The following is a 16,488-nucleotide window of genomic DNA, read 5'->3' as shown; positions in this document are numbered from 1 at the left end:
CGTCGAGTCGGCTCAGTACCAGCCGGCGGACTGGGAGTGGCTCCAGGCGCCGCAGGGGGAACCGTAGCGGTCGTTGATGTAGCCGAGGCCCCACTCGATCTGGGTGGCGGGGTTGGTCTCCCAGTCGTCGCCGGCGGAGGCCATCTTGGAGCCGGGGAGGGCCTGCGGGATGCCGTAGGCGCTGGAGGAGGGGTTGGCGGCGCTGACGTTCCAGCCCGACTCCTTCTCCCACAGCGGCTCGAGGCAGGAGAACTGGTCGAGGCTCCAGCCGAAGTCGGCGAGCATCGACCGGGCGATGTCCTTGGGGTCGCGCAGGTCGAGCTCGATCTCCTCGACACCGGCGATCGCCCGGACGTCGCCGGAGTCCGACAGCGCGGCCAGCTTGCCGGGGTCGGCGACCTCACGGCGGTCACCGGACGAACGCGACAGCGAGGTCTCGCTGCCGCGGGCGGCGGACTCGGCCTCGATCGCGGCGCGCTGGGCGTCGCTGAGCTCGGGGAGGTCGGCGGCTGCCGACTCACCGGCGCTGAGCGTGGCGTCGTCTGGGGCCGGCCCGGTGTATGCCACCCCGCCGGCAACTGCGGCACCGGTCCCGCCGAGGGCGAGGACGGAGAGGAGGAGGGTTGTCTTGGCGGTCGTACGCGCAGCCTTGTGCGGAACGTCGACAAGCGGATTCGCTGGCGCACCACGATGTCGCGGGGCACGATGAACAGGCTTGGTCACGGGCTCTCATTCGGGGGCTGAGGCATTGCAGACCCGCAAACAATGCATGAGCACCGACCCCGTATCAAACCGGACGCACCGTTTGTAGGTCAGAAATGACCGTCCTGAGCATCACTTCCGTAACATGAGTCACAAGAATCACAACGGCCCCAGACCTCACGGGTCTGGGGCCGTTGACGTGACAATGATTACGGCGTCACGGGACCACGTTCTCCAGCATCTCGGTCACCAGCGCCGCGATCGGCGAACGCTCGGAGCGGGTCAGGGTGACGTGCGAGAAGAGCGGGTGACCCTTCAGCTTCTCGATCACCGCGACCACACCGTCGTGGCGCCCGACCCGGAGGTTGTCGCGCTGGGCGACGTCGTGGGTGAGCACGACCTTCGAGTTGGACCCGATGCGGGAGAGGACCGTCAGGAGCACGTTGCGCTCCAGCGACTGCGCCTCGTCGACGATCACGAACGAGTCGTGCAGGGACCGGCCGCGGATGTGGGTCAGCGGCAGCACCTCCAGCATGCCGCGGTCGATGATCTCGTCGATCACGTCCTGCGTGGTCACGGCGGAGAGGGTGTCGAAGACCGCCTGGCCCCACGGCGACATCTTCTCGTTCTCGGTGCCGGGGAGATAACCGAGCTCCTGGCCGCCGACGGCGAAGAGCGGGCGGAAGATGACGACCTTCTTGTGCTGGTTGCGCTCCATGACCGCCTCCAGCCCCGCGCACAGCGCCAGCGCCGACTTCCCGGTGCCGGCCCGGCCACCGAGGGAGACGATGCCGACCTCGGGGTCGAGCAGCATCTCGAGCGCGATCCGCTGCTCCGCCGAGCGGCCGTGGATCCCGAAGACCTCCCGGTCGCCGCGGACGAGGTGGACCTGCTTGTCCGAGCCGACCCGGCCCAGCGCGGTGCCCCGGTCCGACATCAGCACCAGGCCGGTGTGGCAGGGCAGGTCGCGGGCCGCGTCGAGGTCGAGGACGCCGTCGTCGTAGAGCTCGTCGAGCTCGGTAGAGGTGACATCCAGCTCGGCCATCCCGGAGTAGCCCGGGTCGGAATCGTTGATCCGCTCGCCGCGGTAGTCCTCGGCCTCGAGCCCGACCGCGGACGCCTTGATCCGCATCGGCAGGTCCTTGGAGACCAGGGTGACGTCGAGCCCGTCGCCCTTCAGGTTGCGCGCGACCGCGAGGATCCGCGTGTCGTTGTCCCCGAGCCGGAAGCCGCTCGGCAGCGAGGACGGGTCGGTGTGGTTGAGCTCGACACGGATGGTGCCGCCCTCCTCACCGACCGGGACCGCCGTGTCGAGGCGGCCGTGGGTGACCCGCAGCTCGTCGAGCTGCCGGAGCGCGGAGCGGGCGAAGTAGCCCAGCTCCGGGTGGTGCCGCTTCCCCTCCAGCTCGGTGATCACCACCACCGGGAGCACGACCTGGTGCTCGGCGAAGCGCGTCATGGCCTTCGGATCCGAGAGCAGGACGCTGGTGTCGAGAACGAACGTACGCACAGAAGGCGACTCGCTCTCCGGGGAGGACTCCGACGCCGGTGTCGGAGCGGCCGACGTGTCGGCCTCGGTGACATGCTCGTTCGTGGTTCGGTTGGCCACGCGGATCACCTCTCGCGACCGGCTCATACACCCATGAGTCCGGTCATTTCATCGTTAATCAGATGGACCGGACGGTGGACCGTCAGTCGGGGTGCCGACCGCCTCACACCCGTCAGGATCGATGGGATCCTGACGCAGGTTCGGTTCGTGACTACTCACGTAACGGGCCTCCAGGTGCGACGGGATTTTGTTCCCCGCCGTTGGTACAACGCTACGACGCCGGACCAACGGTCGGTGGCAACACGCAGGATTTTTCTCGGTTAACACCTGGTGACGCCAGCCAATCGTTCCGGCCAGCGGTCACCTTCCGAGACGACGCTCGCGCTGGGCGTAGGCCCGCAGGGCACGCAGGAAGTCCGTACGCCGGAAGTCGGGCCAGTAGGCCTCGCAGAAGTAGAACTCCGACTTCGCGCTCTGCCACAGCAGGAATCCGCCCAGGCGCTGCTCCCCCGACGTACGGATCACCAGGTCGGGGTCGGGCTGGCCCTTGGTGTAGAGGTGGTCGGCGATGTGCTCGACGTCGATGATCTGGGCGAGCTCCTCCAGCGAGGTGCCGCGGCTGGCGTGCTCGTTGAGCAGGGCGCGCACCGCGTCGGCGATCTCGCGACGGCCGCCGTAGCCGACGGCGACGTTGACCAGCATCCCGTCGACGTCGCGGGTGGCCTCCTCGGCGGCCTTGAGCCGCTGGGCCAGCCACGGCGGGAGCAGGTCGAGCGCGCCGACCGGGTGCAGCCGCCAGCGGCGTACGTCTGCCAGGGAGTCGACCGCGTCGGCGATGATCTCGAGGAGGGGTGCCAGCTCCTCGGCGGGACGGTTGAGGTTGTCGGTGGAGAGCAGCCACAGGGTGACCACCTCGATGCCGATCTCGTCGCACCAGGTGAGCAGCGGCTCGATGTTGGCCGCGCCGGCGCGGTGGCCATGGGCGGTCGACTGGCCGACCGCCTTGGCCCAGCGGCGGTTGCCGTCGAGCATCACTCCGACATGCTTGGGCAGCTTGGAGACGTCGAGCTTGCGAAGCATCCGCGCCTCGTAGGCGGGATACAGAATTCGACGTACGCCGTCCTTCCAGTCTGCCACGAGGAGAAGGGTATCGGCGGCGCGGCGACATCACCCAGCGGGACGGGATTCACTTGATCTTCAGGGTGGGGCGATACTCTTGCCTGTCATGAGCGAGATGACGGACGCGATGCGCGTCAAGGTCGGCAACATCACCGACTCGGTCTCCTCGACCGTTCACGAGGCCCTCCCCAAGATGCGCGGCTGGATCCACCTGGCCAGCGCCCCGCTCACCCTGGCCGCCGGCATCGTCCTGATCGTGCTCGCCCCCTCGGGCGCGCCACGCCTCGGCGCGGCGGTGTTCACGATGGCCGCGCTGCTGCTCTTCACGGTCTCCGCGGTCTACCACCGCGGCAACGCGATGGGTAAGTGGAGCGCTCGCTCCCACACCATCCTGAAGCGCTGGGACCACGCCAACATCATGCTGATGATCGCGGGCTCCTACACCCCCTTCTCGCTGCTGCTCCTCGACGGCGTCACCCAGGTGGTGCTGCTCTCGGTGGTCTGGACCGGCGCGATCCTGGGCGTCTTCTTCCGGGTGTTCTGGCCCGAGGCCCCGCGTTGGCTGTACGTCCCGAACTACATCGCGCTCGGCTGGGCGGCGATCTTCTTCATCCCGTCCTTCTTCGACGGCGCCGTCGCGCTGGGCGTCGGCATCGGGATCGCCACGTTCACGCTGATCTGCGTCGGCGGCGCGCTCTACACCGCCGGCGGTGTCATCTACGGCTTCAAGCGGCCCAACCCGTGGCCGAAGTGGTTCGGCTTCCACGAGGTCTTCCACACCTTCACGATCCTCGCGTTCATCGTGCACTACACCGGCGTCTCGCTGGCGACGTACGCGCTGCGCTGAGCCTGAGCCTCGTCCCGGGCGCGCGCCGCGGCGGCGTGCCGGGCGAGCACGGCGGTGAGGATCCCGGTGACCGCGAAGAGCGCGCCCAGCGCCATCCAGCCGCCGGTGCCGTGGTCGATCGCCGTGGCGGTCACGACCAGCGGCGCGAGCATGTGGGCGAGCGCGTAGCCCATCTGGCTGACCCCCTGATAGGCGCCGGCCCGCTCCTGGTCGGCCAGCTCGAAGGCCAGCCCCCAGCTGCCCGCCTCGCCACGCGTCTCCGCGGCCGAGGAGGCGAGCGCGGCGAGCAGCAGAAGCGCGGTGGCGAAAGCGGGACCGGCGTAGGCCGCCGCGGCGAAGAGGACGCAGGCCGCCAGCAGCAGGAAGCCGGCGCCACGCACGGCCCGTCCCGCCGTGGCGATGTCGTGGGTCCCGCGCGAGGCCCGCACCTGGAAGAGCGCGACGTAGACGGTGTTCACGACGAGCATCACCGAGACCAGGACCGTCGGGGCATCGGTGTGGTCGGCCACCCACAGCGGCACCCCGATCGAGGTCAGCCCGAAGTGGATCGCCATCACCCCGCTGAGCACGGTCGCGGTCACGTAGGTGCGATCGCGCAGCGGTGAGGGACCCGCGGCCGCCGTCGGCCCGAAGCCGGCGTCCATCGTCTCGCCCAGCCCCGCGACCCGCCGCCGCAACCCGACGAGCGGCACCGCCGCGAGCGTGGTGAGCACACCGACGAGCACCATCGTGGTGCGGTAGGCCGTCCCGGTGTCCACCGCCAGGGCCACGGCCGCGAGCAGCGTCCCGACGCCGATCATCACGTTCATCACCACCCGCAACCGGGCGCGCACCGCCACCCGGTCGGGGCCGTCGAACCAGCGCGCGACCAGCGTCGACTGGGCGCTCGACTGGAAGCCACGGGACGCCGAGACCCAGGTCGCGACCAGCACGAATGCGACCACGTCCCGGGCCAGGGCGTAGGCGAGCAGGGCGACGCCGTAGCTGGCCATCGCCCACAGCTGTACCCGGTCGGCGCCCCACCGGTCGCTGAGCCGCCCACCTGCGTACGTCGCCACGACGCCGACTCCCCCGGCGACGGTCAGGCCGATGCCGACGGTGACCGCCGAGAGGCCGACCGTGCGGGTGAAGTAGAGCGCGCTGACCGCGAAGAACATGCCACGGGCGAGCGAGAGGGCGGCGACGGCACCGACGAGGGGGCGCTCGACCGGGTCGCTGGGAAGGCGGATCATGGGCCCAGTTGTCGCACCCCGCGCCCGCGCGCGCTAACGATGTAGCGTATTGCTTCATGATCAGGTACGAGCTGGCCGGCCCCGACCTGAGCGAGGTCCGGTTCGCCATCTCGCCGCTCAACGAGCTCACCCTCTCGCTGCGTGCGCTGCGCGACCCGGGCCGGTTCCCGCTCCACCTGCCCTGGCTGCGTACCGTCGGCGCCGCGGAGCTGGACCGCGAGACCCTGCTGGCGCTGACCAACGACCGGCTCTGGACGCCGGACTTCCTCAACCCCCGCCCACGGAACCCGCTCGCCCGGCTCGACGACGAGCTCGAGGTGATCGCGGCCACCCCTGCGCACCGCGTCCATGCCGACCTGGACGCGGTCCACTTCGAGGGCGGCCCTCCGGCGGTCCTGAGCGGGTCTCCGCGGCTGGTGCTGCGCCGCGTCCTCACCGCCCTCCGCGACTACTGGGAGGCGTGCTTCGAGCCCCACTGGCAGCGGATGCGAGCGGTGCTGGAGGCCGACATCGTCCACCGCGGCCGCACGATCGTGCACTCGGGCATGGCGGCGATGTTCGGCGACATCTCGCCGCGGGTCACCTTCGCCGACGACGTCCTCGCGATCCGGCTCACCACCTCGAAGGTCGACTACCGGCGTACGACCGCGGGGGTCGGGCTCACCCTGGTGCCGACCCTGTTCACCCGCAACCCGTCGACCCCCATCTCGCCCGAGGAGCCGCCGGTCATGTTCTACCCGGCGCGCGGCCTCGGGACCCTGTGGACCACCGACCGGCCCCAGGCGCCACACGCCTTGCGCGATCTCATCGGCGAGACCCGCTCCGGGCTGCTCGCCCTGCTGGCGGCTCCCGCCTCCTCGACCGAGCTGGCCGTACGTCTCGGGGTGACGCCCACGGCCGTCAACCAGCACCTGCGGGCGATGCGCGCGGCCGGCCTGCTGACCTCGGCCCGCCACGGCCGATCGGTCCTCTACCTCCGCTCCGACCTGGGCGATCGCCTCCTGGACGCGGTGCGGTGAACTGAGAAGGGGCGCGCGGCCACCGGCCGCGCGCCCCTTGCTGGTTGTCGGAGTGTCACATGTGCAGCGGCTCGACGACCTTGTCGTCGCCACTCTTGCCGACCCGCGAGTTGCGGTAGCCGTAGACGAAGTAGATCGCGAAGCCGATCGCCATCCAGATCAGGAACCGCAGCCAGGTCTCGACGCTCAGGTTGAGCGTCAGGTAGATGCAGATCAGCGCGGCCACGATCGGCAGCACCGGGTTGAGCGGCACCGTGAAGGAGCGCGGCAGGTCCGGGCGACGCTTGCGCAGGATCGGCACGGCGATCGAGACCAGCGCGAACGCGGTCAGGGTGCCGATGTTGACCATCTCCTCGAGCTTGCCGATCGGGGTGAAGGTCGCCACGATCGCGACGAAGACACCGACGGTGAGGGTGATCCGGATCGGGGTGCCGGTCTTCGGGTTGACGTGGGCGAACCTCACCGGGAACAGGCCGTCGCGGCTCATCGCGAAGATGACCCGGATGGCGCCGATCATCAGCGTCATCACGACGGTGGTCAGACCGGCGACGGCGCCCGCCGAGATCAGGGTGGCGAAGCCGCCGCGGCCGACGTCGCGGAACGCGGTGGCGAGTGCGGCGCTCTGGTCGATCTGGTCGTACTTCACCATGCCGGTGATGACCAGCGCGACGGCGACGTAGAGGATCGTGCAGATCACCAGCGAGCCGATGATGCCGCGGGGCAGGTCGCGCTGGGGGTTCTTGGCCTCCTCGGCGGTCGTGGCGACCACGTCGAAGCCGATGTAGGCGAAGAAGACGACCGAGGCGGCCGAGATGATGCCGAGGACACCGAAGGTCTGCGGCTCGAGACCGAAGGCCCACTGGATCAGCGGCTGGTGGATGCCCTCGCCGCTGACGGAGCCGGCGCGCTCGGGGACGAACGGGTCGTAGTTGGAGCCGGAGATGTAGAACATGCCGGCGACGATGACGAACAGGACGATGAACAGCTTGACGGCGACGAGCGCGAGGTTGACCCGCAGCGACTCCTTGATGCCGATCGCGATCAGGCCGACCAGGACGACCACGAGCAGCAGAGCTGCCAGGTTGGGCTGACCGAAGTCGGCGTTGGCGTCCGGCCCGTAGCCCTTGGGCCAGCCGAGGCCGATCTCCTCGAGGAACGTCACCAGATAGCTGCTCCAGCCCTGCGCGACCACGGACGCACCGAGCACCATCTCCAGGATCAGGTCCCAGCCGATGATCCAGGCGAGCATCTCGCCGAGAGTCGCGTAGGAGAACGTGTACGCCGACCCCGACACCGGCACGGTCGAGGCGAACTCGGCGTAGCACAGTGCCGCCAGGCCACAGCAGATCGCGGCGATGACGAAGGAGAAGACGACGCCGGGTCCTGCGTACTGGGCCGCGGCCCGGCCCGTCAGGGTGAAGATTCCCGCGCCGATGATGACGCCGATCCCGAAGACCGTCAGGTCAACCGCGGTGAGCCGCCTTTTGAGCTGGAACTCCGGGGTTTCGGCATCGGCAAGAGATTGCTCGATGGACTTGGTGCGCCAAACAGACATGAGGGATAGGAAACCATCCCGACCGTTGGACTGGAAAGCTCGGGGGTGTCGGCCGTCACATCTCGCACCTGAAGCTGCTCGCCTCCGAGGCGGGCCCGCCGACGTACGCCGGCCAGGTCGGCCACGCGCACAGCGGCCGCGTGCGGTCGGCGCCTGCGTTGCCGTCGGCGACCACCTGGTTCTCGTCCGGCGCGACGCCGCGCTCGGCCCACTTCTCCAGCGCCGTGAGGGAGTCGTACGAGGCGGAGTACGCGACCGGGGCGAAGTTGGCGTGGTTGGCGCCGGGCACCAGGTAGAACCGCGAGAACTCTGCCGTCGCCCGCTGGCCCATCACCCGCTGGACCCGCTGGTAGTAGTCGATCGTGGAGCGGTGGCTGACCAGCTCGTCGGCGGCACCGTGGACCAGGATCAGCCGGCCGCCGGAGCGGGCGAAGGGGCGCAGGTCAGCGTCGTTGACGTCCTGGAGCGCGGTGAGCTCGCTGATCCGGCGCTGCCACTCCCCCGGGTCGGCCGGGTCGATCGCGAACGGGCTGATCTGCGGATCACGGGCGACGAAGTACTTCGCCCACTGGTTCCAGAACTGCATGCCGTAGCCGGCGGTCACCTGCATCGGGTCGGCCGGCGCGGTGGTGCCGAAGCCGAGGACCGGCGTCGACATCCGCGCGCCCGACAGCAGCGGGAAGCCGGGGTAGCCCCACTCCCCGCTCGCCACCCGATAGGGCAGCCGCCAGCTGCTGTCGGCGGCGACGACCGCGTCGACCTGCTCGCGCGCGAGGCAGGTGGCACCCGGTGTCTCGCCCTCGCCGCACAGCAGCGTCTCCGGGTCGAAGTCGCAGCCCGCCTCGTCGGAGATCACCCCGTCCTCGAGACCGTCGTCGCCGTCGCAGGCGGCCAGGACCCGCTGGGCGACGAGGTCCTGCTGGACCTTCGACGGGAACGCGCCGGGCTTGGCGAACTCGTGGGTGATCCGGCCGAAGAAGAGGTCGAGAGTCGCCGCGTTCCAGGCGGGGTAGGCGGAGATCACCCCGTCGAAGTCGCGCGGCCAGCGCTGCGCGACCGCGAGCGCCTCACGGCCACCGGTCGACCCGCCGGCGAAGTAGGTGGTTCCCGGGGCACGACCGAAGGCCTTCGTGATCACGTACGTCGCGGTGTCGTGCACCTTCTTGAGCGCGTCGCCGGAGAAGTTGCGCAGCGCCTCGTCGGATCGGCCGAACCAGCCGTCCAGGCTGGCGATCGGGTGGCGGCTGGTGTCGGCCTGGTGACCTGAGTCGCTGGCATAGGTCGCGTAGCCGCGGCCGAGCGGCGTGCGCTGGTCGACCGGCCCGAAGGGAACGTTCTGGGCGAGGTTGGGGACGGTGCCGTTGTAGCCACCGCCGCCGAACATCATCGTCCTTCCGTTCCACCCCTCCGGCAGCGCCAGGCCCATCCGGATGTCAGGGGCGGCGGGATCGACCGGGTGGATCGCGATGTCGGCCCGGCAGTATGCCGGGATCGCGGTCGGGCCGGCCCCGGAGGCCGGCATCGACGTCGTCGCGGTGACCTCGGCGCCGGTGGTGGGCAGGCCGATCCGGTGCGCGGGGATCCTCAGCCCGACCAGCGAGGAGCAGTCGGCGGTGCCCGTCGACGGCGTGGCGCTCGCGGGCACCTGGCCGATGACCAGAGCCGCGGCGGCGAGGGCGAGCGAGGAACCGACGGTCAGGAATCTGCGTACGTGGTGGGGGGCCATTGCTCAAGGATCGCGACGCGGTGTGACCTGCGCCATGTGGCTGCCGCACACAACTCCGGGGCTCGAGATGTGGTCGGCCGCGAGCCGCACTGCGGGAGGCAGAAGTGGCTCTCACCTACACAGTGGATGGGCTCAGTGTGTTGTGAACCGCTATGGCGTACGTCTCACCACTTCCCTAGCGTCACCCATGTGACGAGCACCACATCGACCCCGAGGTGCGCACTCCGGACCGAGGGTCTCACCAAGGACTTCCGTGGCTTCCGCGCGGTCAGCTCCGTCGACCTCGAGGTCGCCGAGGGCACCGTCCACGCGCTCGTCGGCCCGAACGGAGCCGGCAAGACGACCCTGTTCAACCTGCTGACCGGGTTCCTGAGACCCAGCAGCGGACGGATCACGGTCTTCGGTGACGACGTCACCGGGATGGCGCCGGAGCGGATCACCCGACACGGGGTGGCCCGCTCCTTCCAGATCACCAGCCTCTTCGAGAACCTCACCCCGCGCGAGCACGTCGAGATCGCGCTCCAGGGGCTGACCAATCAGGGCTTGAAGTTCTGGCGGTCGGAGAAACTGCTGGGCCGGCGCGGCGAGGAGGTCGACCGGCTGCTGGCCGAGGTCGGCCTGACCGAGCTGGCCGACAAGCCGACCGGGCTGATGGCCTACGGCCAGAAGCGGGCGCTCGAGCTCGCCCTCGTCCTCGCCGTCGAGCCCCGGCTGCTGCTGCTCGACGAGCCGACGGCGGGGATGGGCATCGAGGACGTCGATCGCACCATCGAGCTCGTCCGGCGCATCGCCGAGGGCCGCACGGTCGTCTTCGTCGACCACAACATGCACGTCGTCGCCCACCTCGCCGACCGGGTCACCGTCCTGCAGCAGGGCTCGGTGCTCGCCGAGGGACCCTACGACGAGGTGCGTGCCGACCCGCGCGTCATCACCGCCTACCTCGGAGAGGCTCACAGTGCTTGACATAGAGAACCTGAGCGCGTGGTACGGCGAGGCGCAGGCCCTGCGCGAGGCCACCCTGAGCGTCGGCGAGGGCGAGGTCGTCACCCTCGTCGGCCGCAACGGCGCCGGCAAGACCACGCTCGTACGCTGCCTGATGGGCCTCCACAAGCACCTGACCGGATCGGTCCGGCTCGACGGTCGCGACCTCACCTCGCTGCCTGCGCACAAGCGGGCCCGCGCCGGGCTCGGTTGGGTGCAGGACGACCGCGGCATCTTCGCCAACCTGAGCGTGGAGGAGAACCTGCTGCTGCCTCCGCAGGTCTCCGAGTCGGCGTGGACGTTGGAGCAGGTCTACGACGCCTTTCCGGCTCTCGGCAGCCGCCGGCGAGCGGGTGGGACGACGCTCTCGGGCGGTGAGCAGCAGATGCTCGCCGTCGCCCGGGTGCTCCACACCGGCGCGCGCGTGCTCCTGCTCGACGAGCCCTCCGAAGGGCTCGCCCCCGTCATCGTCGCCCAGATCGGCGACATCGTGCGGACCGCGAAGCAGTCCGGGATCGGCGTGCTCCTGATCGAGCAGAACGTACGTTTCGCCGCCACCGTCGCCGATCGCCACTACCTGCTCGCCCAGGGTCGCCTGGTCGAGAGCCTCGACAACGCCGAGTTCGTCGAACGTCAGGACGAGCTCCTCGAACACCTCGGGATCTGACCCCAAGCAGATATCGCAGTCCCCCAACCCCGCGAGGAGAGACACGATGAACAAGCAACGCTTTGTTGCCAGCGCGTCCGTACTGATGTCCGGTGTCCTGGTCACCGCAGGCTGCGGCGCCGGCGGTCCGAGTGCGGGCGGGGGCGACTTCACCGACGACAAGGTGGTCCTCGCCCTGCTCAACGACGCCTCCGGTGTCTACAAGGACGTCTCCGGTCCCAACTCGAAGATCGCGATCCAGATGGCGATCGACGACTACCAGGAGAAGTACGGCGACGAGGCCGTCGTCGACGACATCGAGGTGACCTCGGCCGATCACCAGAACGAGCCGGACATCGCCAACACCAAGGCCCAGGAGCTCTACGACCGCGAGGGCGCCGACGTGATCCTGGACGTGCCGACCTCCTCGGCGGCGCTCGCCGTCGCGACGCAGGCGAAGAACAAGAAGAAGCTCTACATGAACGTCGGCGCGGCCACGACCGAGCTGACCGGCGCCCAGTGCAACAAGTACACCTTCCACTACGCCTACGACACCTGGATGCTGGCCAACGGCACCGGCACCGTCGTGACCGAGGAGGGTGGCAAGAACTGGCAGCTGATCTACCCCGACTACGCCTTCGGCCAGGACATGGTGAAGTCGTTCACCGGCGCCATCGAGGCCGGCGACGGCAAGGTCGCGGGCACGATCGCGACGCCGTTCCCGAACGACAACTTCGCGACGTACATCACCAAGGCGGGATCCGCGAAACCGCAGGTCATCGGCACCATGCACGCCGGTGGCGACCTGATCAACCTGGTCAAGCAGTACAACGAGTCCGGGCTCAAGGATCAGGGCATCGACCTGGCCGTCGGGCTGATGTTCATCTCCGACATCCACTCGCTCGGCGTCGAGGCGTTCGAGGGCACGATCTTCACCGACGCCTGGTACTGGAACCTCGACGAGAAGTCCCGCGAGTGGGCCGACCGCTTCATGGAGGAGACCGGCGACCGGCCGACGTACGCCCACGCGGGCAACTACTCCGCGGCGCAGCAGTATCTCGAGGCGGTCCAGGCGGCCGGCACCGACGACGCCGACAAGGTCGTCGAGGAGCTCGAGGGCAAGAAGATCGAGGACATGTTCCTGCGCAACGGTGAGATCCGCGCCGAGGACCACCGGGTCATCCACGACGTCTACCTGGCTCGGGTCAAGGGGCCGGCCGACGTCAAGGAGGACTGGGACTACGAGGAGATCATCAAGACGATCCCGGCCGAGGAGGCGTTCCGCCCGGCGGCTGAGTCCGGCTGCTCGATGTAGGCGCGAGGTCTAGAGGGATTGGTATGAACGCGGTTCTGCAGTACACCGTCCAAGGGCTCGCGGCCGGCAGCTTCTACGCGCTGGCAGCGCTCGGCCTGGCGGTCATCTTCGGGGTGCTGGGCGTGGTCAACTTCGCACACGGCGCCTTCTACATGCTGGGAGCGGTCGCCGCTGCGGTGCTCCTGGACACCGCCGGGATGAGCCTGTGGCTGGCGCTGATCGTGGTGCCGTTGCTGATGCTGGTCTTCGGGATGCTGGTCGAGCGGCTGCTGGTTCAATGGCTGCTGCCGCTCGACCCGCTCTACAACCTGCTGCTCACCTTCGGGCTGACCCTGCTGCTGGTCGACCTCGTCAAGCGCCGCTACGGCGTGAGCGGCCTGCCCTACGAGCGCCCCGACGTGCTGTCCGGCCGGGTGCAGGTGGGTGGCGTCGGGCTGCCGGTCTACCAGCTCTTCGTGATCGGTGTCGCGCTGCTCGTCTGCCTCGGCGTCTGGCTGCTGATGACACGTACGCGGGTGGGCATGATCGTCCGGGCCGCGACCGAGCGGCCCGAGCTCGCCGGTGCGCTCGGGATCAACGTCGGGCGCTGGGTGACGCCGGTGTTCGGCTTCGGGGTCGCGCTCGCCGGTCTGGCCGGGGTGCTGGCGGCACCGTTCCGGGCGATCACCGCCGAGATGGGCAGCGACTTCATCATCATCCTGTTCGCGGTCGTGGTGATCGGTGGGCTCGGCTCGATCGTGGGCGCCGTCGTCGGTGGGTTCCTGGTCGGGCTCGTGGAGGCGTTCGGGCAGGCGTACGCACCGACGTTCGCGCAGGTGCTCATCTTCGTGCTGATGGCCGTGGTGGTCCTGGCCCGGCCGGCCGGGCTCTTCGGACGAGAGGAGGCGACGGCATGACGTCCATCGCGACGGCCGGTGCGAGCGTCACCGAGCAGCATGCGGCGATCGCGGGGGCACGCCCGTGGCAGCGACTGGTCCTGCTGGCCGTGGGACTGGTGGTGGCGCTGGGGCTGCCGTGGTTCGTCTACCCGCCGGTGGCGATGGACATCGCCGCGTGGGCGCTCTTCGCGGTGGCCCTCGACCTGCTGCTGGGCTACTGCGGGCTGCTCTCGTTCGGCCACGCCGCGTTCTGGGGCGGATCCGCCTATGCCACGGGACTGATCGCGATCCACCTCGGCGTCCCGTTCCCGGTTGCGGTCCTCGGCGGGGCGCTGTTCGCGATGGTCCTGGCGGTGCCGATCGGCTACCTGTCGGTGAAGCGGTCGGGGATCTACTTCGCGATGGTCACCCTCGCCTTCGCGCAGATGCTCTTCTTCATCGCCAACCAGGCCTCATCGCTCACCGGCGGTGAGAACGGGCTCCAGGGCGTGCCTCGCTCCTTCTTCGGGATCGACGTCGTCGAGACCGACTCGTTCTTCTTCTACTACGCCGCGCTGCCGATCATCCTGCTCGGGATGTGGGTCGCCTGGCGGATCGTCCACTCCCCCTTCGGGCGGGTGCTGGTCGCGATCCGGGACAACTCGCCGCGGGCTCGGGCGCTGGGCTACGACGTCGAGCGCTACAAGCTGATCGTCTTCGTGCTCTCGGCCGGGCTCTCCGGGCTCGCCGGCGGCGTCTTCGCCGTCTCGCACGGGTTCGTCGCGCTGCCCGAGCTGCACTGGGCCACCTCGGGCGAGGTCGTCCTGATGACCGTGCTCGGCGGGATCGGCACGCTGTGGGGCGGCGTGATCGGCGCCGGCCTGATCGTGATGCTCGCCGACTACCTGGCCTCGTCCGGGTTCGACGGGATCGGGATCGTCACCGGCGCCGTGTTCGTGACCGTGGTGCTGCTCTTCCGGCGCGGGATCTGGGGCACCGCCCGTCATCTCTGGCTGAGCCGGCGGCGTTCCTAGCCCGTTCTAGGCGACCAGCTGATGGAGCCGGAGCGCCAGCTGCACCTCGAGCTGGCGCTCCGGCTCCTGCCAGCCCTTGCCCAGCAGCCGGGTCACCCGCTCCAGCCGCTGGGTGACGGTGTTGACGTGCACGTGCAGCCCGGCCGCGGTACGGGTGAGGTTGCGGTCGGCGGCGAAGTAGGCCTGCAGGGTCTCCACCAGCTTCGATCCCTTCGCGGCGTCATAGTCGATCACCGGACCCAGCCGGGAGGTGACGTACGCCGCCGGGTTCCCGTCCGAGCCGAGGAGCAGCCCCACGAAACCCAGGTCGTCAGCGGTGACCACCTGGCCCTCGCGCCCCAGGGTCATCGCGGCCGCCAGGCAGCGACGGGCCTCGTCGTAGCCCCTCACCACGGCGTCGGGACTGCTCAGCGGTCCCGGCACCGGGCCGGCGGCGCCGACCGTCACCGGCGCGCCCGCGGACAGCCGCAGCCCCTCGACGACCAGCTCGCCGGCGGCACGCGCGTCGCAGTCGGGGAAGATCAGCACGACCTGTCCCTGGCGCACCGCCGCGAACCCGTCGTGGGTGGCGGCGACGAACGTCGCCGCCTGACCGACCCGGGCGCGGTCGCCGGGAACGTCTGCCACCACGACGGCGTACGCCCTGGACAGGTCGGCCTGCAGCAGTCGGCCGCGCTCGCGCAGCGTCTCCGGGTCGGGGGTGGTGCCGGAGAGGAGCTCGTCGAGGAGCTCGCCGCGTACGCGTCCCTCGGCCTCGGCGACGCTGCGGCGGAAGAGCAGCAGCAGCGCCGTCACCAGGGCCGCGCGCTCCAGGATCCGCTGGTCGCCATCGTCCAGGTCGCCGTCCTCGCGGTCGGCCGAACGAGGGCCCAGGAGCATCGAGCCGAGCTGCTCGGCCCCGGCGAGCACCGGGGTGGCGTAGATGTCGCCGCTGCCGGCGGTGCGGCTCAGGTCGAGGCTCCGCCTGGTCACGGCCGCCTCGTAGTCGGAGACTGGCTGGTCCGGGGCGCTGCTGGCGATGGTCTCGCCGCTCAGGTCGAGCACCACGACCCGGGCGCCGAGGACCTCGGCGACGCTGCGTACGACATCGTCGACGCCACCACCCTCGACGACGATCCGGGTGAGCCGGTCGTGGGCGTCGGCGGCGCGCTCGACCACCTCGTTGCGCGCCTGCAGCTTGCGGGTGGTGACCTCGAGCTCGGCGACCGCGGCGCGGGTCTCCTCCAGCAGCCGGGCCTTGTCCACGGCGATCGCGGCGTGGGCGGCCAGCGAGACCAGCAGCGCGCTCGCCTCGGCGCCGAAGGGACGTACGGTGCGGTTGGCGGCGAAGAGGACGCCGATGACCTGGGTGCCGAGCAGGAGAGGTACGCCGATGATGGCGCGGATGCCCTCGCCGCTGACCGCGGCATCGATGTCGGGGGCGTGCCGGAACCGCTCGTCGGGGATGTAGTCGGCGGTCGAGTAGGGCTTGGTGGTCTGGGCGACGAGGCCACCGAGCCCGATGCCGTAGGGGATCCGGGTCGAGCGGAAGGCCGCAGTCAGGATCCCCTCGGTCACCCGCATGTACTCGCCGCGACGCTCGTCGTTGAGCGTCAGGTAGGCGACATCGCTGTTCAGCAGCTGTTTGGCCCGGGTCACGATCGCCTGCAGAACCGCTTCCAGGTTGGTCAGCATCGCCAGGTCGTTGGCCGACTCGAACAGCGCCCCCAGCTCACCCTCACGCCGGCGGCGCGCCTCCAGGGTCGCCCGGACCTCGAGCGCGAGCCTCTTGGCGTAGTCGATCCGCTCCTGCTCTTCGACAGTCGCCCCCGCCGCTCGCGCGGCCTGCGACGGCCCCTCGAAGTCGGCCTCCGCGGCATCCCCGGCCAGCAGCTCCAGGAACGCGACCACATCGACCGTCATGTGA

14 protein-coding genes are annotated in these 16,488 nt (G+C 69.9%); 7 read left to right on the top strand and 7 right to left on the bottom strand.

All coding sequences use genetic code 11. The features are described 5' to 3' along the window. Positions 1 to 12: 12 nt before the first annotated feature. The 3 genes from ACIA03_RS11270 to ACIA03_RS11260 all read right to left on the bottom strand — a co-directional run bounded on the left by ACIA03_RS11270 (position 13) and on the right by ACIA03_RS11260 (position 3,388). Positions 13 to 723 carry a lytic transglycosylase domain-containing protein gene (locus ACIA03_RS11270; RefSeq protein WP_396982291.1) on the bottom strand — a complete coding sequence of 237 codons (711 nt, stop codon included), beginning with the start codon at positions 721 to 723 and terminating at the stop codon, positions 13 to 15. A 196-nt stretch (positions 724 to 919) separates the two neighbouring features. After that, positions 920 to 2,311, bottom strand: coding sequence for a PhoH family protein (locus ACIA03_RS11265; RefSeq protein WP_396982289.1), 1,392 nt, complete (start codon positions 2,309 to 2,311; stop codon positions 920 to 922). 300 nt (positions 2,312 to 2,611) lie between these two features. Then, positions 2,612 to 3,388: an isoprenyl transferase gene (locus ACIA03_RS11260; RefSeq protein ID WP_396982287.1), complete on the bottom strand. Its 777-nt coding sequence runs from the start codon at positions 3,386 to 3,388 to the stop codon at positions 2,612 to 2,614. An 88-nt stretch (positions 3,389 to 3,476) separates the two neighbouring features. Between ACIA03_RS11260 and ACIA03_RS11255 the strand changes: the two genes are divergently transcribed. Continuing rightward, positions 3,477 to 4,217, top strand: coding sequence for a hemolysin III family protein (locus ACIA03_RS11255; RefSeq protein ID WP_396982285.1), 741 nt, complete (start codon positions 3,477 to 3,479; stop codon positions 4,215 to 4,217). Here the strand turns inward: ACIA03_RS11255 and ACIA03_RS11250 are convergent. Next, a complete protein-coding gene (locus ACIA03_RS11250; RefSeq protein ID WP_396982283.1) occupies positions 4,178 to 5,449 on the bottom strand; it encodes an MFS transporter in 1,272 nt (423 codons plus the stop codon). The genes ACIA03_RS11255 and ACIA03_RS11250 overlap by 40 nt on opposite strands. Before the next feature lie 56 nt (positions 5,450 to 5,505). Between ACIA03_RS11250 and ACIA03_RS11245 the strand changes: the two genes are divergently transcribed. Further along, on the top strand, positions 5,506 to 6,468 hold the full coding sequence (locus ACIA03_RS11245) for a DUF5937 family protein (protein WP_396982281.1): 963 nt from the start codon (positions 5,506 to 5,508) through the stop codon (positions 6,466 to 6,468). A gap of 55 nt (positions 6,469 to 6,523) precedes the next feature. Here ACIA03_RS11245 and ACIA03_RS11240 read toward each other — a convergent pair whose 3' ends face one another. Both ACIA03_RS11240 and ACIA03_RS11235 read right to left on the bottom strand, forming a co-directional pair. Further along, positions 6,524 to 8,023 carry an amino acid permease gene (locus ACIA03_RS11240; RefSeq protein WP_396982279.1) on the bottom strand — a complete coding sequence of 500 codons (1,500 nt, stop codon included), beginning with the start codon at positions 8,021 to 8,023 and terminating at the stop codon, positions 6,524 to 6,526. 55 nt (positions 8,024 to 8,078) lie between these two features. Continuing rightward, positions 8,079 to 9,749 (bottom strand): tannase/feruloyl esterase family alpha/beta hydrolase, encoded by a 1,671-nt coding sequence (locus ACIA03_RS11235; protein ID WP_396982277.1) that lies wholly within the window; start codon positions 9,747 to 9,749, stop codon positions 8,079 to 8,081. A gap of 189 nt (positions 9,750 to 9,938) precedes the next feature. Here ACIA03_RS11235 and ACIA03_RS11230 point away from each other — a divergent pair, with 189 nt between their 5' ends. From ACIA03_RS11230 to ACIA03_RS11210, 5 genes are read left to right on the top strand one after another with little or no spacing between them, the layout of a single operon-like run. Next, on the top strand, positions 9,939 to 10,712 hold the full coding sequence (locus ACIA03_RS11230; protein ID WP_396982275.1) for an ABC transporter ATP-binding protein: 774 nt from the start codon (positions 9,939 to 9,941) through the stop codon (positions 10,710 to 10,712). Further along, positions 10,705 to 11,397: an ABC transporter ATP-binding protein gene (locus ACIA03_RS11225; protein ID WP_396982272.1), complete on the top strand. Its 693-nt coding sequence runs from the start codon at positions 10,705 to 10,707 to the stop codon at positions 11,395 to 11,397. Before ACIA03_RS11230 ends, ACIA03_RS11225 begins: the two co-directional genes overlap by 8 nt. 46 nt (positions 11,398 to 11,443) lie before the next feature. Further along, positions 11,444 to 12,691 (top strand): ABC transporter substrate-binding protein, encoded by a 1,248-nt coding sequence (locus tag ACIA03_RS11220; protein ID WP_396982270.1) that lies wholly within the window; start codon positions 11,444 to 11,446, stop codon positions 12,689 to 12,691. Between the two features lie 23 nt (positions 12,692 to 12,714). Continuing rightward, positions 12,715 to 13,587 (top strand): branched-chain amino acid ABC transporter permease, encoded by an 873-nt coding sequence (locus tag ACIA03_RS11215; protein WP_396982268.1) that lies wholly within the window; start codon positions 12,715 to 12,717, stop codon positions 13,585 to 13,587. Continuing rightward, positions 13,584 to 14,582 carry a branched-chain amino acid ABC transporter permease gene (locus ACIA03_RS11210; RefSeq protein ID WP_396982266.1) on the top strand — a complete coding sequence of 333 codons (999 nt, stop codon included), beginning with the start codon at positions 13,584 to 13,586 and terminating at the stop codon, positions 14,580 to 14,582. Before ACIA03_RS11215 ends, ACIA03_RS11210 begins: the two co-directional genes overlap by 4 nt. A gap of 6 nt (positions 14,583 to 14,588) precedes the next feature. Here the strand turns inward: ACIA03_RS11210 and ACIA03_RS11205 are convergent, their stop codons facing one another. Next, positions 14,589 to 16,484, bottom strand: a complete 1,896-nt coding sequence (locus ACIA03_RS11205; RefSeq protein WP_396982264.1) for a helix-turn-helix domain-containing protein — start codon at positions 16,482 to 16,484, stop codon at positions 14,589 to 14,591. Positions 16,485 to 16,488 lie beyond the last annotated feature (4 nt).

The organism is Nocardioides sp. NPDC051685, from assembly GCF_044453405.1.
GTDB lineage: Bacteria > Actinomycetota > Actinomycetes > Propionibacteriales > Nocardioidaceae > Nocardioides.
The sequence above is the reverse complement of the archived record's forward strand: the minus strand, read 5'-3'. Positions and strand labels throughout refer to the sequence as shown.

Excerpts from the sequence above, each read along its gene's own strand:
- ACIA03_RS11255 (WP_396982285.1), top strand. The coding sequence starts at position 3,477 with ATGAGCGAGATGACGGACGCGATGCGCGTCAAGGTCGGCAACATCACC.
- ACIA03_RS11215 (WP_396982268.1), top strand. The coding sequence starts at position 12,715 with ATGAACGCGGTTCTGCAGTACACCGTCCAAGGGCTCGCGGCCGGCAGC.
- ACIA03_RS11220 (WP_396982270.1), top strand. The coding sequence starts at position 11,444 with ATGAACAAGCAACGCTTTGTTGCCAGCGCGTCCGTACTGATGTCCGGT.
- ACIA03_RS11205 (WP_396982264.1), bottom strand. The coding sequence starts at position 16,484 with ATGACGGTCGATGTGGTCGCGTTCCTGGAGCTGCTGGCCGGGGATGCC.
- ACIA03_RS11245 (WP_396982281.1), top strand. The coding sequence starts at position 5,506 with ATGATCAGGTACGAGCTGGCCGGCCCCGACCTGAGCGAGGTCCGGTTC.
- ACIA03_RS11250 (WP_396982283.1), bottom strand. The coding sequence starts at position 5,449 with ATGATCCGCCTTCCCAGCGACCCGGTCGAGCGCCCCCTCGTCGGTGCC.
- ACIA03_RS11235 (WP_396982277.1), bottom strand. The coding sequence starts at position 9,749 with ATGGCCCCCCACCACGTACGCAGATTCCTGACCGTCGGTTCCTCGCTC.
- ACIA03_RS11210 (WP_396982266.1), top strand. The coding sequence starts at position 13,584 with ATGACGTCCATCGCGACGGCCGGTGCGAGCGTCACCGAGCAGCATGCG.
- ACIA03_RS11240 (WP_396982279.1), bottom strand. The coding sequence starts at position 8,023 with ATGTCTGTTTGGCGCACCAAGTCCATCGAGCAATCTCTTGCCGATGCC.